This is a genomic window from Flavobacteriales bacterium (assembly GCA_016700415.1).
In the GTDB taxonomy this organism is placed as follows: domain Bacteria; phylum Bacteroidota; class Bacteroidia; order Flavobacteriales_F; family PHOS-HE28; genus PHOS-HE28.
Map to the genome: position 1 here is coordinate 3,076,425 of CP065018.1, position 25,147 is coordinate 3,101,571.

Annotated in this window: 22 protein-coding genes; 7 read left to right on the plus strand and 15 right to left on the minus strand. The window is 59.1% G+C overall.

Translation table 11 applies throughout. The annotated features are described in order from the left end of the window. Positions 1-88 precede the first annotated feature (88 nt). The 5 genes from secG to miaB all read right to left on the minus strand — a co-directional run bounded on the left by secG (position 89) and on the right by miaB (position 4,860). Positions 89-433: a preprotein translocase subunit SecG gene (gene secG, locus IPP95_12790; GenBank protein ID QQS72044.1), complete on the minus strand. Its 345-nt coding sequence runs from the start codon at positions 431-433 to the stop codon at positions 89-91. 1 nt (position 434) lies between these two features. Then, a complete protein-coding gene (locus tag IPP95_12795; protein ID QQS72045.1) occupies positions 435-1,607 on the minus strand; it encodes a hypothetical protein in 1,173 nt (390 codons plus the stop codon). 162 nt (positions 1,608-1,769) lie between these two features. Then, positions 1,770-2,279 carry an LptE family protein gene (locus IPP95_12800; protein QQS72046.1) on the minus strand — a complete coding sequence of 170 codons (510 nt, stop codon included), beginning with the start codon at positions 2,277-2,279 and terminating at the stop codon, positions 1,770-1,772. Further along, positions 2,264-3,469, minus strand: coding sequence for a sigma-54-dependent Fis family transcriptional regulator (locus tag IPP95_12805; protein ID QQS72047.1), 1,206 nt, complete (start codon positions 3,467-3,469; stop codon positions 2,264-2,266). Before IPP95_12805 ends, IPP95_12800 begins: the two co-directional genes overlap by 16 nt. Further along, entirely contained in the window at positions 3,466-4,860 is a 1,395-nt protein-coding gene (gene miaB / locus IPP95_12810; protein QQS74269.1) for a tRNA (N6-isopentenyl adenosine(37)-C2)-methylthiotransferase MiaB, read from the minus strand. The genes IPP95_12805 and miaB overlap by 4 nt, the downstream gene beginning before the upstream one ends. Before the next feature lie 132 nt (positions 4,861-4,992). On the opposite strand from miaB, the gene IPP95_12815 reads away from it, so the two are divergent. Continuing rightward, positions 4,993-5,721, plus strand: coding sequence for a hypothetical protein (locus IPP95_12815; protein ID QQS72048.1), 729 nt, complete (start codon positions 4,993-4,995; stop codon positions 5,719-5,721). 466 nt (positions 5,722-6,187) lie between these two features. Here the strand turns inward: IPP95_12815 and IPP95_12820 are convergent, their stop codons facing one another. The 10 genes from IPP95_12820 to msrB form a co-directional block, all read right to left on the minus strand. Beyond that, positions 6,188-6,901, minus strand: coding sequence for a hypothetical protein (locus IPP95_12820; GenBank protein QQS72049.1), 714 nt, complete (start codon positions 6,899-6,901; stop codon positions 6,188-6,190). Between the two features lie 9 nt (positions 6,902-6,910). Further along, positions 6,911-7,816 (minus strand): LemA family protein, encoded by a 906-nt coding sequence (locus tag IPP95_12825; protein QQS72050.1) that lies wholly within the window; start codon positions 7,814-7,816, stop codon positions 6,911-6,913. Between the two features lie 150 nt (positions 7,817-7,966). Further along, positions 7,967-8,272 carry a hypothetical protein gene (locus IPP95_12830; protein ID QQS72051.1) on the minus strand — a complete coding sequence of 102 codons (306 nt, stop codon included), beginning with the start codon at positions 8,270-8,272 and terminating at the stop codon, positions 7,967-7,969. 55 nt (positions 8,273-8,327) lie between these two features. After that, positions 8,328-8,615 (minus strand): hypothetical protein, encoded by a 288-nt coding sequence (locus IPP95_12835; protein ID QQS72052.1) that lies wholly within the window; start codon positions 8,613-8,615, stop codon positions 8,328-8,330. A gap of 47 nt (positions 8,616-8,662) precedes the next feature. Then, positions 8,663-9,667 carry a T9SS type A sorting domain-containing protein gene (locus IPP95_12840; GenBank protein ID QQS72053.1) on the minus strand — a complete coding sequence of 335 codons (1,005 nt, stop codon included), beginning with the start codon at positions 9,665-9,667 and terminating at the stop codon, positions 8,663-8,665. Between the two features lie 5 nt (positions 9,668-9,672). Next, entirely contained in the window at positions 9,673-10,725 is a 1,053-nt protein-coding gene (locus tag IPP95_12845; protein ID QQS72054.1) for a hypothetical protein, read from the minus strand. 231 nt (positions 10,726-10,956) lie between these two features. Beyond that, a complete protein-coding gene (locus IPP95_12850; GenBank protein ID QQS72055.1) occupies positions 10,957-11,739 on the minus strand; it encodes a hypothetical protein in 783 nt (260 codons plus the stop codon). 261 nt (positions 11,740-12,000) lie between these two features. Then, the gene (locus IPP95_12855; protein QQS72056.1) at positions 12,001-12,744 is read right to left on the minus strand and encodes a response regulator transcription factor; all 744 of its coding nucleotides are present in this window, start codon (positions 12,742-12,744) and stop codon (positions 12,001-12,003) included. A gap of 45 nt (positions 12,745-12,789) precedes the next feature. After that, a complete protein-coding gene (locus tag IPP95_12860) occupies positions 12,790-15,075 on the minus strand; it encodes a histidine kinase (protein ID QQS72057.1) in 2,286 nt (761 codons plus the stop codon). A 154-nt stretch (positions 15,076-15,229) separates the two neighbouring features. Further along, entirely contained in the window at positions 15,230-15,727 is a 498-nt protein-coding gene (gene msrB / locus IPP95_12865) for a peptide-methionine (R)-S-oxide reductase MsrB (GenBank protein QQS74270.1), read from the minus strand. A gap of 322 nt (positions 15,728-16,049) precedes the next feature. On the opposite strand from msrB, the gene topA reads away from it, so the two are divergent. The 6 genes from topA to gldM all read left to right on the plus strand — a co-directional run bounded on the left by topA (position 16,050) and on the right by gldM (position 25,128). Then, entirely contained in the window at positions 16,050-18,620 is a 2,571-nt protein-coding gene (topA, locus tag IPP95_12870; protein QQS72058.1) for a type I DNA topoisomerase, read from the plus strand. 183 nt (positions 18,621-18,803) lie between these two features. Then, positions 18,804-19,973 carry a formimidoylglutamase gene (locus IPP95_12875; GenBank protein ID QQS72059.1) on the plus strand — a complete coding sequence of 390 codons (1,170 nt, stop codon included), beginning with the start codon at positions 18,804-18,806 and terminating at the stop codon, positions 19,971-19,973. Positions 19,974-20,117: 144 nt separating this feature from the next. Continuing rightward, the gene (locus tag IPP95_12880) at positions 20,118-21,053 is read left to right on the plus strand and encodes a type IX secretion system membrane protein PorP/SprF (GenBank protein ID QQS72060.1); all 936 of its coding nucleotides are present in this window, start codon (positions 20,118-20,120) and stop codon (positions 21,051-21,053) included. Between the two features lie 127 nt (positions 21,054-21,180). Then, positions 21,181-22,533 carry an SUMF1/EgtB/PvdO family nonheme iron enzyme gene (locus tag IPP95_12885; GenBank protein QQS72061.1) on the plus strand — a complete coding sequence of 451 codons (1,353 nt, stop codon included), beginning with the start codon at positions 21,181-21,183 and terminating at the stop codon, positions 22,531-22,533. Positions 22,534-22,662: 129 nt separating this feature from the next. Then, positions 22,663-23,418, plus strand: coding sequence for a gliding motility protein GldL (gene gldL, locus IPP95_12890; protein QQS72062.1), 756 nt, complete (start codon positions 22,663-22,665; stop codon positions 23,416-23,418). Between the two features lie 87 nt (positions 23,419-23,505). After that, complete coding sequence (gene gldM, locus IPP95_12895) at positions 23,506-25,128, plus strand: gliding motility protein GldM (protein QQS72063.1); 1,623 nt, start codon at positions 23,506-23,508, stop codon at positions 25,126-25,128. Positions 25,129-25,147 lie beyond the last annotated feature (19 nt).

Here is a 25,147-nt window from a genome sequence, read left to right on the forward strand (position 1 = left end):
GCAGGGGAACTGTCAAAGTCGCCTGAAAGGAATGATGAAGCTGCCGGACCTGTCAGGATCTTGCTGACAGGCTGGCGGGCCGCCGTGCTCACTCGGGGTCCTGTTGGGGGGGGATGGTGATGCTTTCGCTATCACCGGTGGTGGAGGTGGCCGCGTTGGCGTTCGGATTCTCGTCCAAGGTTATGGGCGCGTCCAAATTGTCGCCCGCCACCGTGGTGCGCTGGAGTGATGCCGAGACCAAACAAAGCACCATCAAGGCGCCCGCGAGGCTCCAAGTGGCTTTCTCCATGAAATCCGCGGTGCGCTGTACGCCGCCGATCTGCGAGGCCCCTGTGAAGCCTGCGGCAAGCCCGCCACCCTTGGGGTTTTGAGCTAAAACGACCAAGGCCAACAGGATGGCCAAAATGATGATGATGATGGAAATGGCGACCATTCTACTTGTTCATGCGGCCTTCAAGGGCCTTTGAAAGGGCTGCGAAGTAAACGCTTTTCTCCGGATGCTTCACTGCCAATCGATCATATACTTCTTTCGCCTTGGCAAGATTGCCCTGTTTCTCGTGTATCCGCGCGAGTGTTTCGCTTACCAGCCCGTCGTCCTGGAGGCTGCGCTTCGCTGCCTGTTGGGGATTGAAAAATTCCGCTTTTGCCGCTGAAGGCAGGGGAGAGGAGCGCTGGATGAACTGCTCCATGATCTCCTGCGGGTCGAGATCCGGTGGATCGGCGGCCACCGTCGACGGCGACACTACTGCCATTGCTGGTGGGATGGCGGCGATCGGCGGTTGTTCCGGTGCCAGAGGCGCAGTACTGTGAATTTCCGGTTCAGACCGATCCAGCCAATCGGTGAAGCGGAGGCGTGTGTCGGGCGAGAATGAGGGTGGAGCGGGAGCAGGTGTCTCCTGGATCGGTCCATCTCGTTGGGGATCAGCCATTTCCACGGTGACGTCCAGTACCGGCGGAAGTGTCGGGGCCGCTGGAGGGAGGATCTCTGGCGGCGGTGCCGCTGTAGCAGGAGGGGCTTCGTATTGGCCCAGATCGTAGCCCGTGGCGAGAATGGCTTCTTTGATCTGCAGTTCCAAGATGCCCGCTGCGTGGGTGTCCGGCGGCATCTGGGCTTTCTCCGCGACCGGGGAAATGGACGGGGTCGGTGCCGGATCCTTTTGGTCCGGTACGGCGACTGTGGATCTTTCTTCCGGCAGGGCAGTCTCCGGCACTTCCTGCAAGGCGGACTTGGCCTCTTCTTGCGGCAGTATGGTCCTCAGCAATTCCCGTGGTGCGGCCTCAAGTCCGTTCTCCCGGATGGGTTCCTTCGGCGGCGTGTCCGTCTGAAGGGGCATTTCGTCTTTCACCACCCGCAATGGAGCGACCCGCTGTTGCTCCTCCTGACGCACGAGGTCGAACAGCACGGCCCGCGATGGCAGGAATGCGGCAGGGCTGTTTTGGCGGTCATTGGCCAGCACATCGCCCGTCTCATGCTCGCCCACGGCCAGCAGCAGATGGGCGCCGCTGAACCACGGGAACCGCTCGGCCATGGCGCGCAAGGCCGTGAGATCCTGCTTCGCCACTTGTGAAGGGTCCTGCAGCAGTTCGGTCAAGCGTTCGCGGTCCATGGTCGATCGGTCGATCAGATGATCAGATGATCAGATGATACGTGGTCATGTTGGCAGGCATTCGCCCAAAGCAAGCACCATGGTCCGTGGTTCGGAGTCCCCGTGCCTATAAACAGGCAATTCATCCTCTGGTCATCTGATCGCCCCATTATCTGATCGGCATTACCAATTGCCCAAAGTCCGGTCGAAGATATCCTGCGCCAACTGTTTTCCGATATCGCGCACCAAGCCGTCCTCCACGGTGCTGAGGTCCTGGGTGCTGGAAAAGTCGGCGAAGCGGGAGAGGGTGAGGTCGGCGTCGGTCTTTGCGTCGGCCTTGTTGACGTAGTGGATGCTCACGGTGATGGTGAGGCGGTTGAGCGCTGCGGTCTCATTGGCCTGGATAGCCACGGGCTGCACATCGTATCCGGTGATGGCGCCCTCGTAGGCGATATCGCCGTCCTGCCGAGTGAGGGTGAGCGGGGTCTGCGCTTGCATCAGGTCGCGTACGGCCTCGGTAAGGGTCTGGGCTGTCTGCGGGGAGCAGAGCGGCGCGCGGGCGTCCAGGCTGGCCACGCTCAGGGTCTTGGCGGAAGGCGGCACGGAGCCTCCGCTCAGTGAGTAGTTCACCGTGCAGCCGGCCAGCAGGAGCAGGGCCAGCGCGCCTCCCAGGACCGTCAGTCGATGTTCCACTCTTTGATCTTTCGGTACAATGTGCGTTCGCTGATGCCTAATTCATGGGCGGCTTTTTTACGCTTTCCGCGGTGCTTGTCCAAGGCCTTGCGGATCATCTCCTTCTCCTTGTCCTCCAAGCTCAGCGATTCTTCCACCTCGGTATGGTCCACATCCTCATCCACCTCGTCGGGCATACGGATGCTCATGCCGCTGTCCGATCCGTGGGAGTACAGCAGTTTCTCCGGGTAGGCCGCCGGTGGGGAAGTGGGCGCGCGCAGGTGGCCGTTCCCCAGTCCGCGCACTTGTTCCTTCAGTGCGTTCAGGTCGCTTTTCATATCGAAGAGGAACTTGAAGATCAGCTCCCGTTCGTTGATGGCCTCCCCGCCCTGCCCGCTTTCGGAATGACCTGAAGGGACCAGCGCCGTGTTCTCCTTGGGCAGATAGCCGCGCAGGGTCTCCTCGTCGATGGCGCGCTCCTTCTCGATCACGCTCATCTGCTCCACGAGATTGCGAAGTTGGCGCACGTTGCCCGGCCAGCGATAGGCGGTGAGCAACTGCCGGGCCCCGTCGGTCAGGGTGATGGGTGGTGCCTTGTAACGCGAAGCCGCCTCTTGGGCGAACCAGCGGAACAGCAGGTGGATGTCCTCTTTCCGTTCGCGGAGCGCCGGCACTTGGATGGGCACGGTGTTCAATCGGTAGTACAGGTCCTCGCGGAACTTGCCGCGCTGTACGGCCTGCAAAATGTTCACGTTGGTAGCGGCGGTTACGCGCACGTTGGTTTTCTGTGCCTTGCTGCTGCCCACGCGGATGAATTCGCCCGTCTCAAGGACGCGCAGCAACCGGACCTGTGTGGTCAGCGGCAGCTCGCCCACCTCGTCCAAAAATATCGTTCCGCCGTTGGCCACTTCGAAGTAGCCCTTGCGAGCTTCGTGCGCCCCGGTGAAGGAACCCTTCTCGTGCCCGAAGAGCTCGCTGTCGATGGTGCCTTCGGGGATCGCGCCACAGTTCACCGCGATGTACGGGCCGTGCTTCCGGGCGCTGAAGGCATGCACGATCTGCGGCATCACTTCCTTGCCGCTGCCGCTCTCCCCGCTGATCAGCACGCTAAGGTCCGTGGGCGCCACCTGCGCGGCGATCTCGATGGCCCGGTCCAGCAAGGGCGAGGCCCCGATGATGCCGAAGCGCTGTTTGATGGGCTGGATGTTCATGCTTCCTGAACAAGTTCGGTGATCAAAGTGATCGGTTCGCCCTGGAGGGAGCCGGCCGTGGCACTTACAATGCGGACCTTGAGGATGTCTCCGGGACGCAACTCTTTCGTTGTCAGTTGTTCGTTTTCAATGAGGCGCGGCACAATGACCACCGAATTCTGCGTATTCCGCCCGTACATGTTCTCGGAACTGCGCTTGCTCACACCTTCGATCAGTACCTCGTGGACCTGACCGACATAAGCGGCCATGCGCTCCGCGGAATTCAACTTCTGCGCTTCGATGATCTCCGCAAGCCTGCGGCCTTTCACGTCCTCCGGCACATCGTCTTCATGCTTGCGGGCCGCCAAGGTCTTGGGCCGTTCGCTGTATTTGAACATGTACGCCATGTCGTACCCCACCTCCTTCATCAGCGATAGTGTCGCTTGATGGTCCTCCTCCGTTTCGCCGCAGAAGCCCGCGATGATGTCCGTACTGATGGCGCAATCCGGCATGTGCTTGCGGATGCTGGCCACGCGGCCCGTGTACCAATCGCGGTCGTAGCCGCGGTTCATCCGCTTCAGCACTTCGCTGCTGCCGCTTTGCACGGGCAGGTGGATGTACTTGCAGATGTTGTCGTGGCGCGCCATTACCTCCAGCACCTTGTCCGTCATGTCCTTGGGATGGCTGGTGCTGTAGCGGATCCGCAGCTCGGGGCAGGCAACAGCCACCATTTCCAGCAGATCGGCGAAGTCAGTGATCTCCGTAGGTTGATCAGCGGTGGTGCCATCATCTGATCGTCTGATCATCTGATCGTCCGATCGGGATTTCCACTTGAATGAATCCACGTTCTGCCCCAGCAGCGTCACCTCCTTGAAGCCGTTCGCCACCAGCTGCTTGCACTCGTTTACGATGGTCTGCGGGTCACGGCTGCGCTCCCGGCCCCGGGTGAAGGGCACCACGCAGAACGCGCACATGTTGTCGCAGCCCCGCATGATGGTGACGAACGCCGTGACGCCGTTGCTGCCCAAGCGCACCGGCTCGATCTCGCCATAGGTTTCCTCGCGGCTCAGCAGCACGTTCACCGCTTTTTGGCCGCTGCCCACTTCTTCCAGCAGTTGGGGCAGGTTCCGGTAGGCATCGGGCCCGACCACGAGGTCCACCACACGCTTCTCCACCAGCAGGTTTTCCTTCATCCGTTCGGCCATGCAGCCCAGCACGCCCACCTTCAGCCCCTTGTTCTTGGCCTTCAGGTTGTTCATCTCATTGATGCGCTGCATCACCGTGTATTCGGCCTTTTCGCGGATGCTGCACGTGTTCAGCAGCACCAGGTCCGCCTCTTCCGGCGTTGCCGCCAGTTCATAGCCGTCCTTGGCCAAGATGCTCGCGACGATCTCACTGTCGCTGTGGTTCATCTGGCAGCCGTAGCTCTCGATATGCACCTTTTTGCTCACCTCCGTCGGGATTTAAGGGGCGCAAAGGTACCGAACCGAACGCGCTGTGACAAAGTGGCAGAAGTACGATCCTGCCTTACCTTCCCGCCACAGATGCGCTTTTCCGGACCGTCTCTTCTGCTGATCGCACTTCCGGCAACCGTATGCGGGCAGTTCGACTACGGGATCTCTGTCGGTGGTGTGCTCACGGAACTGCACGCCAAGGACAGTGATGATCCCCACCTCACATCATCAGTATGGAATGTGAGCCGGACCACTATTTCGGCATCGGCCTTCTACCGCGAGCGCTATTCGGATTTTGTGGATCTGGGCGTTGAACTCTCGTTGGCACATCGTTCCTTCAATGCGAGCTACGATGAAATTGGCCTCGGCGGGGGCCTGGACAAAACAGTCCGTGCCGAGTTCGATCAGCTTTACATCGGTGTGAAACCGGAGGTGCGCATGGATGCCAAGCGGAGCGCGGTGGTGCGCTTTGGGATCATGGCGGGGTTTCGCGTGGCCGGCTCGGCTAAGGGGACCTATTCATCATACGGTGGGTATGGGAACGCCCTGAACAAGGACGCTGATCTCAAGGGTGATTTCGGCGGTGACCTCCGCTTCGCATTCGGTTTCGGCCTCCGGGCCCCGGTCGGCGAGCGATGGGCGATCACCATCGATCCCGAGGCGACCATCGCGTTTACGTCCATGTTGAAGAAGAGTGCGGGCATGCGCGGCTCCGACATCGGGCTGCGCATCGGGCTTTCCCGCCGGTCCAACCGCAAGTCGCTCAGCAGCTTGTTCAAGGTCGACAGGAAGGAAAGGAACGCAGAACCGATCTGGTAGCCCCCAAAGGCATGCACCCCGACATCCGCTTGCGCGGTGCCGGGGTGCGCCCGGGCCGTCCTTGCTCAAGGAACGGTGCCTGATGCGGGTGGTGGAATACCGCAAGGATCCCCGGGCTTTACGATGACCGTCGCTTAGGGGATCTCGGTAAGGGCAGCGCCGGCACTCCTGTTGTTTTAGCGCTCATGGCCTGTAGAGCTAAAGTGGCCGTGTATTTCCTGTGCCCCGGAAGTGAAGAAGATCGGCGAGATCGCGATGGCCGCTGCGAGAAGGATGATGGTGAGCATGGTGATCGCTGTTTTGTGGGGGCGAAGCAACCGCGATGCGCATCCATTCCAAAGCCCCGCTGAGCATGCGGTGGGGTTTAGTGAGAATTTGGGGGAGACGGAAGGCCCTCAATGTTGAACACTGGCCATGGATGTTGAGCGACCCCGGCATCGCTCATGCTCCGGGGGTGAATGGGGCCTTACCGCCGGGCGCTGAAAAGGGAACGGTCCCGGATGCGCAGGAATGCCAACACGCCTGCTGCCGCCAAGGCCCCCACGGCGATCATGAAACCCGGTCCGGGTGCGGCATCAAGACCGAGCACTTGGGCCAAGAGCCCCGGACCGGCGCTCTGTACCCGTTCCGAGGCCTCCCTGAACGGAAGCTGCAGGTTCTGTTGCAGGAATAGCAGGGAGGTAATGCCGACCGCGGACAGGATCGGCCATATCACGGCCTCCGCCCGAAGCCGCAGAAAAGAGATCATAACACCGGTCAACGAGATGATCAACGCGACAGCGGCCCAAAGACCGGACCGGTCGGGAATGTCGTCCACGTGTGGCACATCATCCATAAGGAGCTCGCGGACCTGTTCTGCAGCCTGCGGCCCGACTATTCCCTTCAGCTCTTTCTTAGCCTGTTGCACCGCTTCATGGCCGCTCCAATGGTCCAGTACGGCCAACGCCAAGTCTTGGACCTGTCCCAGTTTATGCACCTCCGCGATCCCCTCGGGGTCAGGCCTTGGCGGATGCCCGAGCACCAGGTCCATGCCCGTCATTCCCGCCACACGCAGCCCGTAGTAGCGCAACTCGCCGAAGCTGAGGAAGAAGCACAGGGCCGCCAAGGCGAATGCTGCCGGAACGAGGCCGCGAACCGGGCCGGTGACCTTGAGCTCGGGAATGCCGTTGTTGGCGGGCATCGGAAGCGGTCAGGCCGATGTGTTGGCATCTCCGCCGAAGGTATCCGCGGCCGGGCCGTTCCCGATGTTCGGAGGGACCGCCTGCGGAACTGGCTGCTGTAACGGGGGAAGAGCCTGCCATTGGTCCGAGCCGGTGGCCGCCACCTGCACGGCGGCAGGCAATGAGCCGTTCGCGACCATGGCGTGGATCTCGCCCAGAGGCGATGGTCCTTTGGGCGTATCACCGGCAACTAAGTAGAAGTACTTCGCATCGGGCGCCTCCTTCATTTTTTCGGCCAACAGTTTCCCGGCGTTCCCGGCCTGATGCGCGAGGTTGCGCGTGGTCTTGGCGATCGAGTTCCCGGCGCCGGAGAGCAATTGCTGGAGGCGCTCCCCGTCATCGGTCTTGAACTCCTTCAGGCTGTTCGGGTCCGAGGCCCCGCTCTGGTCGAATTGCAGATACGGAGCTTCGCCGAAGCCCAGGCCCCGTGCGATGAACACCGTAGGGATCGTCAACCGCTTGGAATTATAGTCCTTCACCATTCTGTTATAATGGTTGCGGCTTTGGCCGATCTCCCCCTCGCTCAACTCGATGTTGTTGATCAGGCGGTGATACTGCTCGTTGGCCTTGAGATTCGGGAACCGCTCGGCCAATCCCTGGATCGTGTTCATCACCGTGCCGCTCTGTTGGTATGAATCGGACATCGCGGCCGCGCTGTTGTCCTGGGACACCTTGAGCTGCACTAATTGTTCACCGGCCTGGTAGTTCTTCACCACCTCGATCAGCTGGTTGACCAAGGAGAGCTTCTTGCTGATGGCCACCTGTACATTGGAAGCCGATTCGCGCACGTTCTGCGCCATCTTCTGCAGGGTGTTGTAACTGATGACCGCGAATATGATCGCAACGATGACGAGAATGACGAGGAGGGAGAACATGGGGTCGGGTTTTGGTTCAGCGAATCTATCACCAATTGAATGGTGTTCACAGCCCCGCTGAGCATGCGGCGGGGTTTAGTGAGAATTTGGCTGGAGGCGGAGCGGAGGTCATTTGGGCACTGTCACGGGTTGTTCGTTCGTGTTCTCGGATCATCTCGGCACCATCTTCAGCCCGTTCACTTGCAGCGTATCACCGCTCCATGTGCCCAAACTCGTCACGCCTCCAGTCGGCTTCAGGAGCAGTTTTTCATTTTTCCGCTCGTAGGTGCCTGTCACCGTTTGACCCAGCAGTTTCAGGGTGAAGTAGTACTGCCCGTCCGGCCGCAGCTCCAAGGTGGCCGCGCGCATGCCGTCCATGTCCGCAACGGTGATGGTCTCATACACCTCGGATCGCACCGTGTCCTTGCCACAGGCCAGCTGGCAGAGGATCAGAAGCGTTAGGAGCAGGCGTTTCATGGCGGTGTGCTGGCAGTGCTCACGGTTTAAGTTGATGCGGGATCCGCATGCTCGTTCAGTGCTTTTTCACGAATGCCTCGCCCTCGATGAACAAGGTGTCCCCGCTTAAGGTTGCCGCAGCTGTATCGCCGTTGAAGATGATCTGGATCTTCCCGCTGTCGGTCGTGTAGGTGCCATCCGGAATAAACCGCATGTACCCCATCACCTTCCCATCCGGTTTCAGATGCAGGATGGTCTTTGTGTCGAGAATTCCACCAGCTTTCACCGACTCATACTCCCCGGAGATCCCGTTCCGGCAACCCGAAAAGCAGAGCAGGAGAAAGGGGAGGATCACCTTTTTCATGTTTAGGGGTTTTGGATGGTAATGGATGCCATCCGTTTTCCGTTCGATCATCGTTTCACCAGCGTCACCCGATGTATCACCTTCAAATCCTTCCAGAAGAAGGCTGTGTACATCCCTGAGGCTTGGTTAGCCAAGTCCAGAACGGTCTCTGAGTGGACCATGCGGTCCACCACCAGCTTGCCTTGCGGGTCATAGAGGATCACACGCAGCGGTTGGTCATCCGAAGGCCGCACGGTGAGCTGCTCGGCGAAGGGGTTGGGGTAGACGGAGATGCCTGCCTTGGCTGCCAGTTCCTCGGTACTGGTCGAGCCGGTGACCTCTATGAAATTGGTGTGGCTCCAGCGGCCGTTGGCATCGCGTGTGCGTACCGCCAGCGTATCATCCCACGAGAAACCGGGGAGCTGGGGTCTGTTGAACGCGATGTCGATGAGGTCGATATCCGGGGTGGAAATCGGTTCGCCTAGTGCTAGACCAAATCCTGGATCCACTTCACCGGAGATCCAAAATGTTTCAATCCGGTCAATATCCGCCAAGGGCTCGGGCGGTGCTATCACAACAAGGGGAATGTGGTTCGTATGCCCCCACCTCCCATCGGCCGTGCGACTGCGGATAAAGAGCGTATGCACACCCTCCGTGGCACCATCCAGCAAAGCGGTATAGCTCGCGGCCTGCAGGTCCGGTGTTGTGCCTGCCCAGGCCACATGGCCTTGCCCCCAACCGGGATCCTCGTTCAGGAAATATTCCACTTGCGCCAGATCCTCGATCGCCGGTGTTGGTTCCGTGATCACGAGTGCGGTGAAATTGGTATGGCTCCACCGTGCGTTACCATCCAATGTGCGGATGCCTATGGTATGGACTCCCGGTGCAAGACCTGTCGTTGCGATATCCATCGAAAGGGTTGCCGTGGGCGCATCCACGATGTCGAACGAGGTATTGGTGGATGACCCGACCCCGTTGTCCTGGTCAATGAAATACTCACCGCGGATCATGTCCTGCGCCTGCGCACCACCGGCCAAAGCCAGCCATGCGAGCAGAGTGGTCGTTCGCAACATCGGTACTAAGGATTACTGCGTGTGCTCAATGTTACCTGCACAGTACCGCCGGGAACGGTGTTCACCGTGGAGCCCAATGCGTAAATGGCCGGAATGCCTGGAATGCCGCTTAAACGGTAAGGAGCGGCCCCGCTATACATGCCCCGTGGCGTGCTTCCGGCTTCATCATAGGTCGTTCCTGCGTTGATGTTCCAAATGCCATCATCACTTCCCGTGGCGGGGAAAACCGCCGGTGCCGGGCCGGACCAAGTGCCGATCGCATTGTTGTTCACTCCGGGGATAGGCGTGCTGGCATCGTACAGGTTATCGTGCGAGTTGTTGTTCAGGTCGGTGAAGGAACCCTTCCTGAAGATGTTGTATGCTACCGTGGCATCGTGGATGGCATGTGTGCCGTTGTAGTTGAAGGTGTTGTTGGTGATCATGAGGTTGGTGACCACGTCACCGGCATCGTTCAGGCTAATGATGGCGTCCGAATAGTTGTTCCGGATCGTCACTTTTGTGAGGAACTGGTCCTCGGATGTGTTCGAGATGCCCGTGGTATGCAGATAGTTCCCTGCGATGAGGATGTTCGAAGCCGTGGTGCCCGTTCCACCCCCGAAACTGATCGAACAACCACTGAACGAGTTACCTCGCAGGATGATCCCGTTCACAGCCAAGAAGAGCACCCCGTGCAGACCACCTCCGGAACTGATGAAGAACACCCCTGTCACGATGCTACTGTCCGAACCCGTATCGAAGGTGATCAGGTTCACCATGGCCTCATTGGTATTCATCTGCAAACCGTTATTCTCGGTAACCGCGGGGCCAAGGTTGTAGCCCGGCCCGATGATCACCAGCCGCTTGTTCGACACGATGGCGTTACCATACCCATTGGGTGAAGCCTCAACGTGGATGGTGTCGTTATTCGCCGCATCGGTGATGGCCACTTGTAAACTGGTCCTGCATTGAGGACCGCTAGTGGCGTAGACCGGGTTGTTGTTCACGCGCCAGACGGTGGCGTTGCCAAGCATCGGTACCAGGGCAAAAGCACCTGCAAAGAGAAGTGTCGTGGTTTTCATCGTTCGGGGTTTTGGAAGTTATTCCGCTATGGAACCCAAAACTCCACATCACCAACTCCAACACATAGCCCCCTTGAGCATCCGGTGGTACTGATCGAGAAAGCGGCGGGGGAAGACCGGTCAAATAGCCCCACGAATGAGAAAGGGCCGCCCGGTTCCCCGTGCAGCCCTTTGCTTTTCGATCAGTTATGGTTGGCCCGGTGAAAGCCACCTGACGGTCAACACCTCCGATCACTCGTCCAGTCCGAAGGCAAAGACCTTGTCGCCGTTCAGAAAGCCATACTCTCCGGGTTCGATGTCCTTGGGATCGATCTGGATCTCATAGACATGGTCGCCGACATTCTTGAAGGCGATGCGGATGCGGTTGTCGGTCACCTCGTTGGTGTTGTGGGAATACATCGCATGGCTGCTCTTCGACAGGTCGATGAAGCGGTCCTTCTTCCTCCCGCGGATATCGAAGCGGGCCAGTTTGATGACGTCCGAGGGGTCCTGCCCGGCATAGACCTTCACCACGAACTTTGTCTGGCCCTTCTTGAACCGGACATTGGAGGTGCTTCCGGGGATCTTGACGGAACTTGTGCTTCCCCCGAAACCGCCGTAACCGCCACCGTTCGAAGAGGTGCTGGTCTCGTTTTTCTCTAATTGTTGGTAGTTCCCGGCCGCATCCATTGAATACACCTGATTGTAGAACTCCGGGCCGGTCTCCCCTTGCTGCTCCTCGAGTGCGGTCGAGGTCTGTCCCGGCTGGTAATCGTAGGGGTGCTGCAACGTCCCTTGGAGGGCCATCATAGCGGCCACATCATTACTTTCGATGGCGCGCTTCATCGCCACCATGTTGTCTTTGTCGCGTTGTAGCCCGGCCACGGCCTCGTAGTTGTGTTCCGCGGCGGCTTGGGCGATCTCGCGGTCCAAGCGTGAGATCTGCACGTCGAAGGCCTCCGCTTGGGCCGATGCCTTTGCAGGCAGGGTCAGCATTTGGAGGAAGAGCAGGATGAGCAGGAAGAACTTCGGCATGGTACGCATCGTTTTTGGGTGTTTGTGTTTTGAGCGGGAGTTCAAATGGTCTTCAGGCTGGGTTTCACGTTGGTGTGAATGTTGGGGCCAACGGTCCCAAAAGTGCGATTTTCAAATTCCATGGTCATTGCCTCTCTGAGCATCCGGTGGCATCCACTGAGAATTCGGCTGAGTGGCGGTCTTCGTGGTCCCCTGCGGGAGCGGGAGTCTCATTTTCTGATCGGGCTATTGAGCTTGTCGAAATACTGATCTTCTGATCATTTAAAGCCGCTCCAGGGCCTCCATCAGTTCCGCCTTCTGCCTGCGGCTCACCGGGAGGTTCTTTCCGTCGCGCATCACCACTTCGCCACCTTCACCCTTCACGTAGCGTTTGATATGTTTGCGGTTGACTAAGTGGCTTTGATGTACACGGACGAAGCCTTGCGGAACTAAGAAGGCATCGAATTCGCTGAGTGGGCGGCTCACCACTTGCGGCTTTTTCTCCTCGCGCAGGTACACCTCGGTATAGTTGTTGTCGCTGGTGCAATAGAGGATGTCCTCGATCTGGATCACGGAGAGGCCCTCGCGGGTGGGCAGGGCCAGCTGGCGGTCGTCGGCCACTTGGTGTAGCAGGGAGGGGATGCCGGCGGTGCCATTGCCTTTTGCTACGGCTGCTATGGCCTTGTGTACCGCGTCGTCCAATTCCTCGGGCACCACGGGCTTCAGCAAATAATCCACGGCGCTGAAGCGGATGGCGCGCACGGCGTAGCCCTCGTGGGCGGTGGTAAAGATCACGTGCGGTTGCTGCGGCGCGATGGCCTTCAGCAGGTCGAAGCCGGTCATGCGGCCCATCTCCACGTCCAGGAAGAGCAGTTCCGGATGTTCTGCGCGGACCAGCGCGGTACCGCCGGGCACGTCATCGGCCATGCCGATCAGTTGGATGTCGGGGTGCCGCTCCGCCAACATGGCCGAAAGCGTTTCGCGGCATTGTGCTTCGTCATCAACGATCACTGCGGTGGTGGTCATGGACACTATTTAGCGGGATGAAATTAGATCTTCCTGCGAGATCGATCACACCGGTATCACAACTTCTACGCACGTCCCTTTCAGGCATTCCAAGTACCTGAACCCAGCAGGCCGCCCTTTCTGCTCGGCCAATTGGTCCAGTCTTTCCTTGGTGATCACCGTGCCTAATGAGCGCCTGCCGGTGCCCGCCGACCTGTCCTTGGGCATGCCGATGCCGTCATCGCTGATGGTGACCACCAGGTCGCCGGTACGCATCCGGATGTCAAGGGCTACTGTGCCACGTCCTTCCCTGCCTGCCATGCCATGCCACACGGCATTTTCCACGAAGGGTTGAAGGACCAAGGGCGGCACCATCGTCTCTTGCTGGTCGATCGCCGGGTCCACGGTGATCTTGATGTCGAATTTGTCTCCGGAGCGCGCTTGCTCCAGTTCCATGTAGATGCCAAGAGCCTCCAGGTCGCTTGCCAGAGATACCTCGCTCTTGCGGCTGTTCTCCAAAACGATGCGCATGAGCTTGCCGAACCGGGCGATGAACTCATGGGCTTTGTCCGGTTCCTGCCCACGGATAAAGGCGCTGATGCTGTTCAGGGCGTTGAAGATGAAATGGGGGTTCATCTGCGCACGCAGGGCCTTGACCTCCAATTGGGCGGCCTGTTTGGCGTAACGCTCGCGGCGGCGTCTTCGGTCCAACATGAAGGCGGCTGTGCCACCCACTGCAAGGAGCAGGCCGCCACCCGCCAGCCCGATGCTGCGCATGCGGAGCCGGTTCACGCTTTCCATGGCGACCTCCCTTTCCAAAGAAAGAGTCTGCACATGAGCGAGGCTGTCGGCGTAGTGGCGCTTGGCGAAACTGTGCCGAAGCTCGGTCTGTGCGATCTTCGCCGTCACTTCCACCCCTTCAAGGGAATCCTTCAGGTCGGTCCAATCGTCCTTGTATTCCAATGCCTTCGCGAAATTGCCCAGGTTCCGGTGAGCGTGGGAGAGCCGGTTCAAAGCCAGTAGCCGCAAGGTGTTGTAGTGCCCCCGTTCCGCTTCGGGCAGCGCTTTTTCCAATGACCGCAAGGCGGAGTTCCATCGTTTGCGCGTAATGTCCATGGAGGCCAGGTCGATCATGCTGGCGGTGGCCATTTGTCTGTTCCCCAGATCCGTGTAGTTCCGAAGTGCTTCCTCGCTCACGGCATAGGCCTCGTCGAGCTTACCCTGCCAGCTCAAGATGGTGCTGCGCGTTTTCACCACATGGGTATGCAGGTCGGTGTCCATATTCTCCTTGGCGATCCGCTCGGCGGTGTCGATCATGGCCATGGCGGTGCCGAAGCGGCTGGCGTGATCGTATCCCAACGTAGTGGACCCGCTGCTGTCCAAGCTTACCCTGAACTTGGCCACTTGGAGCAACGTCATGGCCTTTTCACGCTCCATGCCTAAGCTGTCCGCAATGTGAAGGGCGAGGTCCCACCGCTTCACCACCTCCTCCGGCCCTAAGTTGTCCCAGTAGCAATAACCGATCAGCTTCAACACTTCCACCCGGTCCCGTTGGTCCCCGGCCCGGATGAATGCCTCGTCGGCCGTATTGGCGGTGGCCGCGCTTTTGTCCGAATGCCCTTGGTCGATCTGCGCATTGGCCAGTCCTACCAGGCTCAGGCCTTCCGCATAAACGTTTTCCGCTTGCTTGGCGGCTGTCAGTGCTTCCCCGTACAACAGTTCCGCACCTTGTGGGTCCGTGCAGTTGAGGTGTGCCAGGGCGTGGGCCATTTTGTAGCGCCACAGCAGTTCGGGGTCGCCGCGCATTTCCAGCGCGGGGCGCAGTGTTTCCGCGAGGGAGTCGGCCTTGGCTTGTTCCTTCCGTGAAGCAAGCAACTTCAGTTGCGCGATGCGGCAGCGCAGGTACAGCTCCGGGTCCTGCGGCCCTTGTTCCCCGCGGAAGAGGCTGCCCAAAAGGCTGTCCGCCGCTTCCCACTTGCGGTTCCCGAGCTGCCACCGGATCTGGTAATACGTGGCCCACGGAGCGTATGCCTGCGGGACGCCGGGTACGTCAAAACGCGCTAGCTCGTTCATGTACTCCTCAAAATCAGGAGCCCGGTTATGCAACAGCACCTCGGCCCGAAGTGCACGCGCTTGCAGCACCGAACGGGCATCGTGGGCGCGTTCCGCCAAGGCCTCGAATTGGTCCACACAGGCCAGCGCAGTCTCCATATTTCCGTGCAACCGGTCCTTGGCACTGTGCATGGCCAAGGAAAGTTGCTGTGCCAGCGCATCCTTTTGACCTTCATCGCCTACGGAAGAGGTGCATCCACCTGCCAGCATGAAGATGCACAGCGGAATGACCGCGGACATATACCGAAAATACACCTTGCTGGATAGGAAATGAGCCATTGCCACCACCGTTCGGCCAGGGCCGGATATGTGGTGAAAGATAGTGCTCTGCTCAAATAATCCAAGGCCCTCAACGGCAGCTTTACAGGCCCCGAAAGGGGACAATGGCTGATGGCTACTTCACTAGGTCCAGGCTCACTGAATTCATGCAATAGCGCAGACCCGTCGGTTGCGGCCCGTCCTCGAAGACATGGCCGAGATGCGCGCCGCAACGGGGGCAGACGATCTCCGTGCGCTCCATGCCCAAGCTGCCGTCGCTGCGGTGGCCCACGGCGCTGGGCGTCAACGGCTGGTGGAAGCTGGGCCAGCCGGTGCCACTATGGAACTCGGTCCTGGCGTCGTACAACGGATGTCCGCACACGGCGCACACGAAGGTGCCATCACCTTTGTAGTCCGTGTATTTCCCGGTGAAAGCCCGTTCGGTGCCGCCATCGAAGGCGACGTTGTAGAGATCCGGCGGAAGGATCTTTTTCCATTCACTTTTCGGCACGTTCAGCGTGGCGGTGTCGGTAGGGCTCCAATATGGGTTGTGCGCATGGTCACGGACTTCGCCTTGCGTGGTGGTCGTAGCATGGTCTTTTGAATTGCCGACTGCGGCGCCGCATCCGGCCATCAACATAGCCACCAAGACCAGCGAGGTACATCCACGCGAAAGTGGTGAGTTGAACTTCAGGAGGGACATCTTTTTGCCGATCTGTGCAGTGATAAGGAGTGACGCAGGGATCGGACCAAAGGACGCCCTGCCTGCGTGGAACGGTGTGGGCAAGGAGTTCGGGGAAACGGTCGCGGAGGTGGTGGCCCGACCTTGCCCGGAAAGATCCTCCGAACGGGTGCTGTAAAAAAGATTCCCCAAAGGGGAAGTTCAAGGATAAGGGCAAGGTTGTGCCGATCCCGGCCGGACATCCCTTTCTTTGCGCCCCGAAAATCCCCCCTGAATGGCAACGAGCAACGCGAACGACCTGGTGATCGTGGAGTCACCCGCCAAGGCCAAGACCATCGAGAAATACCTGGGTCCAGGCTTCACCGTGCTCAGCAGCTTCGGCCATGTGCGGGACCTGCCCGAGCGCGACCTTAGCGTGGACGTGGAGAACGGCTTCGAGCCGAACTACATCGTTCCGGATGAAAAGAAAGGCAAACTGGCCGAGCTCCGGAAACAGGCCAATAAGGCCGGCACCGTGTGGCTGGCCACTGATGAAGACCGCGAAGGGGAGGCCATCAGCTGGCACTTAAAGGAGGCGCTGGAACTGCCCGATAGCAAGGTGAAACGCATCACCTTCAATGAGATCACCCAAAAAGCAGTCACTGAGGCCATGACCGCCCCACGCGCCATCGACATCCACCTGGTGGACGCCCAGCAGGCCCGCCGTGTGCTGGACCGTTTGGTGGGCTATGAGCTGAGCCCGGTGCTCTGGCGCAAGGTGAAGCCCAGCCTCAGCGCAGGACGTGTGCAGAGCGTGGCCGTGCGCCTCATCGTAGACCGCGAGCGTGAGATCATCGGCTTTGACGCCAAGAGCGCCTTCCGCATCACGGCGCAGTTCCTCACCGCTGGCAAGGCCGCTGTAAAGGCCGATCTGCCGCAGCGGTTCGCCACCGGGGCCGAAGCGATGGAATTCCTGAAAAGCTGCATCGGCGCGGAATTTACCGTGAAGGCTGTGGAGAAAAAGCCCGCCAAGCGAACCCCCGCCGCACCCTTCACCACTTCCACGTTGCAGCAGGAAGCCAGCCGCAAGCTGGGCTACGGTGTGGACCGCACCATGCGCATCGCACAGGGTTTGTACGAGCAGGGGCACATCACCTATATGCGTACCGACAGCGTCAACCTCAGCGAGCTGGCCATCGGCGCCGCAGAGGAGGCCATTAGCGAACAGTACGGTGCACGCTACAGCAAGCCTCGCCGATTCGCCACCAAAAGCAAAGGCGCGCAAGAGGCGCACGAAGCCATCCGCCCCGCCGAAATGAGGGTGCGCAACGCCGGCAGTGATCGCGATGGGGAGAAGCTCTACGACCTCATCTGGAAACGCACCTTGGCCAGCCAAATGGCCGATGCCGAGCTGGAGAAGACCGTGGTGGACATCGCCATCAGCACACGTCCTGCGGACATGCTGCGGGCACAGGGTGAAGTGATCACATTCGACGGTTTCCTCAAAGTGTACCTCGAGGGCAAGGATGACGAGGATGATGCCGAACAGGAGGGCCTGTTGGCGGAAATGCGCCAAGGCGAGCAGCTCGCTATGCAGGAAATGGCCGCAACCCAGCGCTTCGACAGGCCCGCTCCGCGCTACACCGAGGCAAGTCTGGTGAAAAAGCTCGAAGAGCTCGGCATCGGACGCCCGTCCACGTATGCACCCACCATCAGCACCGTGCAAAAGCGCGGCTACGTGGTGAAGGAAAATCGCGACGGTATCCAGCGTCCGTACCGCATCCTCACCCTGGCGAACAGCGATATCAGCGACAAGACCGCCACAGAGAATACCGGTGCCGAGAAGCAAAAGCTCTTCCCCACCGACATCGGCATGGTGGTGAACGATTTTCTCGTTGAACACTTCCCCAACATCGTGGACTTCCACTTCACCGCCAAGGTGGAAGAGGAGTTCGACGTGATCGCCGAGGGCAAGGAGAACTGGCGCGAGATGATCGGCCGCTTCTACAAGCCGTTCCATGCCACCATCGGTACCGTGGTGGAGACCGCCGACCGGGCCTCCGGATCGCGCGTTCTGGGCCAAGACCCCAAGACCGGCAAGGACGTAGTGGCACGCATCGGCCGCTTCGGCCCCATGGTGCAGATCGGCAGTGTGGATGATGAGGATAAGCCCCGTTTCGCCTCCATCAGGAAAGATCAAAGCATTGCCACCCTCACCTTTGAGGAGGCGATGGACCTCTTCAAACTGCCGCGTACGCTGGGCAAAAGCGGGGAGGTGGAAGTGGTCGTGGGCATCGGCCGCTTCGGGCCCTACGTGAAGCTCGGGAGCACATTTGCCAGTCTCCCCAAGGAAGACGACCCCATCACCATCGAACTGCCGCGCGCCATCGAGCTGATCGACCTGAAGAAGGCGGCCAGCAAAACCCGCGAGCTGGGGGAATACGAAGGCGGCATGCTGGAAGTGGGCCGAGGACGTTTCGGTCCTTTCGTGCGCCAAGGGAAGGTGTACGCCAACATCCCGAAGGGTGAAGACCCGGAGGCGGTGACATTGGAGCGCGGCATCGAATTGATCAAGGCGAAACTGGAAGGCGCCCGTGCGATGGTCCTGAAGGAATTCGAGGGTTCGGAGATCCAGGTGCTGGCCGGCCGATACGGCCCATACATCACCGACGGCTCCAAGAACGCCAATGTGCCCAAGGAAAAGGAACCGGGCGAGGTGACATTGGAAGAGGCGATCAAGCTGTTGGCAGAGGCACCCGAGCGCAAAGGCAAAAAGAAGGCCGCACCAAAAAAGAAGGCAGCCGCGAAAAAAGCCGCGCCCAAAAAGAAGGCGGCCAAGAAGAAGGCGGCGAAGAAGAAGCCGTAGTTGCACTTCGCGTAAGCCGGAGGACACCGAGTGGCCACTGCGTTGACTCTCGCTGGGGGCCCTCTTCGTGAGACTCTGAGTGGAAGTGGACTAACAGACCACTGTGCGCATTTGACGCCTGCTGGCCCCGTACGGGACAAGACCCCCGGCGATCTTCGCCATGCCCAATAGCCGTGCCCGCCCATGGAATCCAGCATCTACTTCACGCCGTCCAAAGGTTTTGGTGAGAGCCGCCCGGAATGGGCCGCCAACACCTTGGGCGACCATGCAGTTTTCCACACCACCAAGGGAATGCCTTCGCTGGATGGCGTGAAGGTGGCGATCTTCGGGGTGCCGGATGACCCCGGGCATGCCAAGCCACGTGGTTGCGTGGATGCTCCCGACGCCGTGCGAGCCCAGCTCTACAAATTGTACGTTCCGGCGAACAGTTTTGGCATCGCCGACCTGGGCGACCTTCATCCGGGGAACACTGCCGAAGACACCCGGCATGCACTCGCCGAGACCATCGCCGAACTGGTCCGGTCGAACATCGTCCCGGTGATCATCGGTGGGGGCCAGGCGCACACGTTCACCCAATACTTGGCCTACGAAAAGCTGGAACGCACGGCCAATCTGGTCTGCATAGATGGCCGTTTCGACCTGGGCGAGCCCGGGCAGGGGCTGGCCGAGAGCAGCTACCTCAGCCATATCGTGCTGCGCCAGCCCAACTTTCTCTTCAATTACAGCAACCTTGGCTTCCAGACCTACTTGGTGGATCAGCCCGGCATCGAGCTGATGGACAAGCTGTTCTTCGATGCCCACCGGTTGGGTGAGCTGCGCGCCAACATCACCGAGGCGGAACCGGTGCTACGCAATGCGGACACGGTGAGCATCGACATGACCAGTATCCGCCGCGCGGACGCCCCCGGCACTACACGGCCCGGCCCCAATGGCTTCCATGGGGAGGAGGTGTGCCAGTTGATGCGCTATGCGGGCATCAGCGAGAAGGTCACTTCGATCGGGCTGTACGAGCTGGACCCATGGCGTGACCAGGACCAGGCTACCGCCCAGCTTGCGGCCCAGATGGTCTGGTGCTTCCTGGACGGCTTCGGTAGCCGCACTAATGACCTGCCCTGGCTGGACCGGAAACGGTTCACCCGCTTTCATGTGCCGATCAAAGGGCATGAACAGGAACTGGTGTTCTATAAGAGCACGGTGAGCGACCGGTGGTGGATGGACGTTCCCTACCGCGCGGAGCGGGAGGCCCGCTTTGAGAGGCATCACCTGGTGCCCTGTGCCTACAGCGATTACACGGCGGCTTGTCGGGAAGAGGTGCCGGACCGATGGTGGCGCACCTTCCAGAAACTGGCGTGATCCCAATTTTCGGAGAACGCTGGGGGGAACTGATTTCCGGGAAAAGTTCGGGCCGTATGCTTTTTTGCTATTTTGGCGGCTGGTAATACGGTCAGCCGAACCGGTAAAATGCTCCGGAGGCCGCGTCAAACAAGAAGAACTAGCATGAGGTGGATAGTTACGGCAGGGGTGTGCGCGTTGGTCGGGAGCGTTTCTTATGCGCAACAGGACCCTCAGTTCACCCAATACATGTTCGACCGTTTGTCGGTAAATTCGGCCGTAGCGGGAGGCACCGGCAATATCTGTGCCACGGCGCTTCTGCGTCAGCAATGGACGGGTTTCGATGGCGCGCCCAAGACCGGCCTCATCAACTTACAAGGACCCATAAACAAGATCAACAGCGGGGTGGGCCTTTCGGTCTACTACGACAAATTGGGCCAGGAACGGAGCACTATCGTACGGCTGCACTATGCCTATCACTTGAAGGTGGGGGCCCAAAGCACGTTGAGCGCAGGCTTCTATGTCGGGATGTCCGGACGGGCATTGGACAGCAAGTGGATCGCCATCGACCCGGTGGCCGATGACAACGCCATTCCATCCAGCGGCAGGAGCGCCAATGGTTTCGACATGGGCGCCGGGCTCTATTACCGGTCGCCCAAGCTGTGGCTCGGCCTTTCCAGTACGCAATTGCCCGAGACCGAGCTCAGCGACGTGAGCATCAAGAACAAGCGTCATTACTACGTGCAGGCAGGATATGATTGGGCGATCGGGGGCAACAAGAAGTACACCCTCCAGCCCAGCGTGTTACTAAAGAGCGACGCCAACTCCACCCAGTTGGATGTCGGTGCTCTGTTCCTCTATGACAATATGGTATGGCTCGGTGTTGGCTATCGCACCGAGGATGCCATCGCCCCGATGATCGGCTACCAGTATAAATTCCCGAAGGGGGACAGCATGTTGCGTATAGGATACAGCTATGACGTGACAACCTCCGAACTGAAAAACTACAGCAGTGGCAGCCATGAAATAATGCTGAGCTACTGCTTCAAGATCGTGAAACCCGTGGTGAACGAGATCTACCATCACCCGCGTTTCTTGTAGGCGAGCGTAACAAAAGGACCAGATCGCCGTTGCATGTATGTCCAAGGAAATCCCGGCTTTCGGGGTGGAACAAAGGGAACCCTGCAAGGAACCTGGACAACATAGGAGCGGTATAACAAGGAAGACCATGGAACGACGTCCCATTCTCTATCTCTGCGGCATAGCCGTGCTGGCCAGTTGCGGGCAAGGCGGCCAAGGCCAGCTCATCGGTGTCCAGAACCGACCTTCTTGGTACCAAGTCGACCCTTATGGAATGAATTACATTCCCTTGGGCAGCTACACCATGGGGCCCAGCGACCAGGACGCTCCTTACGCACAGGTCGCGAAGTCCAAGACCGTCTCCATTCAGGCGTTCTACATGGACCAGACGGAGATCAGCAACAACGAGTACCGTCAGTTCGTCGAGTATGTGATCGATTCGACGGCAAAGCGGATCTTGGGCGACGAGGACATCGGCGAACAGGTGATCACGGAGGACGAGTTCGGTGAGGAGATCGACCCGCCGGTCATCAATTGGCGGGAGCGCATCTTATGGGATGGTGAGGAAGAGCGCGAGGCACTGGCCGACATGTTCTATCCGGAAAGTGAGCGCTTCTACCGCCGCAAGCAGATCGACACGCGCAAGTTGATGTTCGAATACTACTGGATCGACCTTAAGGAGGCCGCCCGGAAGGCAGGCAAAGACCTGGACCTCAGCTATACGGACGTGAAAGGAGGCAACAACGCCATCCGTGGGCATAGCGACAGGAGCAAGTTCATCATCAAGGAGATCATCAACGTGTACCCGGACACATTGTCTTGGGTGCATGACTTTACCTATTCGTACAATGAGCCGATGACCGAAAACTATTTCTGGCACCCGGCATACGACGATTATCCGGTGGTGGGCGTCACGTGGAGCCAAGCCAAGGCGTTCAATGTTTGGCGTACCCAGAACATGATGAACGCATGGCTGCAAAGCGACGGAGAGCCGTTCATCAACCACTTCCGACTGCCCACCGAGGCTGAATGGGAATATGCCGCACGAGGTGGCTTGGACCTTTCGCCCTTCCCTTGGGGCGGCCCGTATGTGCGCAACCGTTCGGGTTGCTTCTTGGCGAACTTCAAGCCCCTCCACGGGAATTACACGGATGATGGTGGCTTTCACACCGTACCGGTGGACAGCTACTCGGCCAATGACTACGGCCTGTACAACATGAGCGGCAATGTGGCCGAATGGACGAGCACGGCGTTCGACGAGAGCGTGTACGATTTCGACCATGACATGAACCCCGAATATTCGTATGATGCTTTGGCTAACGATCCCCCTTCGATGAAGCGGAAGGTGGTCCGCGGTGGCTCGTTCAAGGACGTAGGTCTTTATATCCAGACCGGCACACGGGCCTATGAATACCAAGACACGGCCAAGTGCTATATCGGTTTCCGCAGTGCCTTGACCTACCTCGGGCGAGGCAAGGCAGTGAGCGCCGAAGACCTGTAGTGGATAAAAAAGGATCAGGGGTGCCGCATTGAACCTGTGCGGCCCCTACATTTCGCAAGGAACAACCCAGATCAACCTAAAAGCAAGGACCCTACGATGAAACCAGGCAGCAAGAGGTGGAAGAATTTTATGGCCAAGTTGTACGGATTGGGCGCTGCCGTAGTGCTCGTCGGTGCGCTCTTCAAGATCCAGCACTGGCCGATGGCCGACTTTTTCCTGATCATCGGCCTAAGCACCGAGGCGATCATCTTTGCGTTCTCCGCGTTCGAACCCCCACATGAGGAACCGGACTGGAGCTTGGTATACCCTGAACTGGCCTCTGCGGACCACGCCATGGGGGAGGATTTCAAGAGGGATGACCAGCGCTCGATCACCGAGCAATTGGACGACATGCTGGAAGGCGCGAAGATCGAGCCCGAGCTGATCGAGAGCCTTGGTGCGGGAATGCGCAGCCTCAGTGACCAGGCCCGGCAGATGGGCGAGATCACAGGTGCAGCGGCGGCCACGAGCGAATATGCGGACAGCCTGAAAGGGGCCTCCAGCCGGGTGAGCGCACTGAGCGACAGCTATGCCAAGGCAAGCGAAAGCCTCATTGGTCTCACCGAGAATGTGGACGCTGGCCGCAATGCCGGTGAAAGTTTGGGCCGGATGAGCAAGAATCTCAGCGACCTCAATGAGATGTACGAACTGCAGTTGCGCACCAGCCGTGAGAAGCTGGAGGCCGCCAACCAGATGTTCGCTGGGATGGGCGAGATGCTCACCCACCTCAGTGACAGCGTGAACGATACCAAGCGCTACAAGGAGAACATCTCTGAACTGAGCACGAACTTAGCCAAGCTCAACACCGTCTACGGCAACATGCTCAATGCCATGACCGTTCGCTGAACGGATACGGCGACAAGCAGCGTTTCATACTAACGACCAAAACCAAAGCCCAACATGGCAGGTGGTAATCTGTCCCCGAGACAGAAAATGATCAACTTGATGTACTTGGTGCTGACGGCGCTTCTTGCGTTGAACGTATCCAAGGAGATCCTCGATAGTTTCATCATCGTGAACGAGGGTCTGGAGAATACCAAGTCCACGTTCAAGGACAAGATGGACGCGACCTACAAGCAGTTCAGTAAATTGGCCGCCGAGAGTCCGGCCAAATACGGCGACGCTTGGAAGGATGCGCAACAAGTGCAGGGCTTGGCGTCCAAGCTTGTCTCCCACATCGACACCCTGAAGGGTATGTTGATCTCCAAGACCGACGGCGTTCCGTTAGATCAGGTGATGGGTATGGAGAACGGTGTTGACACGGTGTTGAATCTGGAGTTCGTTAACAGTAAGGACAACAACACCCATATCACCGAGATGATGGTGGGGTCCGAACCGGCCAAGCCTAAGGAGGGGCCGTACACGGCCAAGGAACTTCGGGGCATGCTGGAGAGTTTCCGTGATAAGGTGAAGGATGCTGCAAAGGGCGATCCAAAGCTGCAGGCCAGCGCGGACCGCATGTTCAACTTCGGGGATCGCAGGGATGCCAGTGGGACAATGAACAATTGGTCCTCCATGAACTTCTACCACGTGCCCGTCGTGGCCGGAATTACCACGCTTTCGAAGATCCAGACGGACATCCGCACTATGGAGAGCGAACTGGTAGGCCGGATGATGGGAGCCGTAGAACAGGAGAGCTTCAAGTTCAACACCCTCGCAGCGATCATTAAGCCACAGAGCAGCTATGTGACCACCGGCGGGACCTACCGGGCGAACATCTTCCTCGGTGCATATGACAACCAGAATGCGCCCGAAGTCTATATCTGCGGCCCGGGAGCTCGCGTCGATACCTCGGTCACTCCGCCGGTCATTGTTGGTGAGGCCATCAAGCTGCCCATGGAGGGTGCACAGGCGATATTGGAACAGACCGCCACCGGCGCGGGATTGAAGACCGTTACCGGCATCATCAAGTTCAAGCCCGTGGGTGGAGAGGAACAGATCCGTCGCTTTACCACTGAATATGAGGTGGCGGCGCCGAGCTTGGTGGTGAGCCCGACGAAAATGAACGTCTTCTATCGCGGGGTGGACAACCCGGTGAGCATCAGCGTGGCGGGATACAGTGCTACGAACATTTCGCCGAACATGACCAATGGAACGCTTTCCAAGGACAAGGATGGCTACATAGTGCGGCCCGGTGCAGGTCAGGATGCGGTCGTCGGCGTTACCGTGACCAATCCGGACGGCACCAAGAAGACCATGCCCGGTGTGGAGTTCCGGGTGAAGAACGTGCCTAATCCCACACCGTATTTCGCAGGGAAGGGCGTAAATGACAATACCGTGAAGAGCAATGAACTGAAGGCTGCCCAAGGGGTGATCGCCAAATTGGAGAACTTCCAGTTCGACTTGCGCTTTGAGGTGGTGAGCTACACGGTTTCGGCGACCATTGGAGGCAACTTGCTGGAAAAGGAGTGCCGGGGACCGGCGCTAAGCTCTGACGCCAAAACAGTTCTGGAAAAGTTGAGGACCAACCAGAAGGTCTACATCGAGAACATCAAGGCCAAAGGACCGGACGGGACTGTCCGTAACATCGGTGCCCTATCGTTCAAGGTGATCTGATCTTCGTAAGACCTGCTCC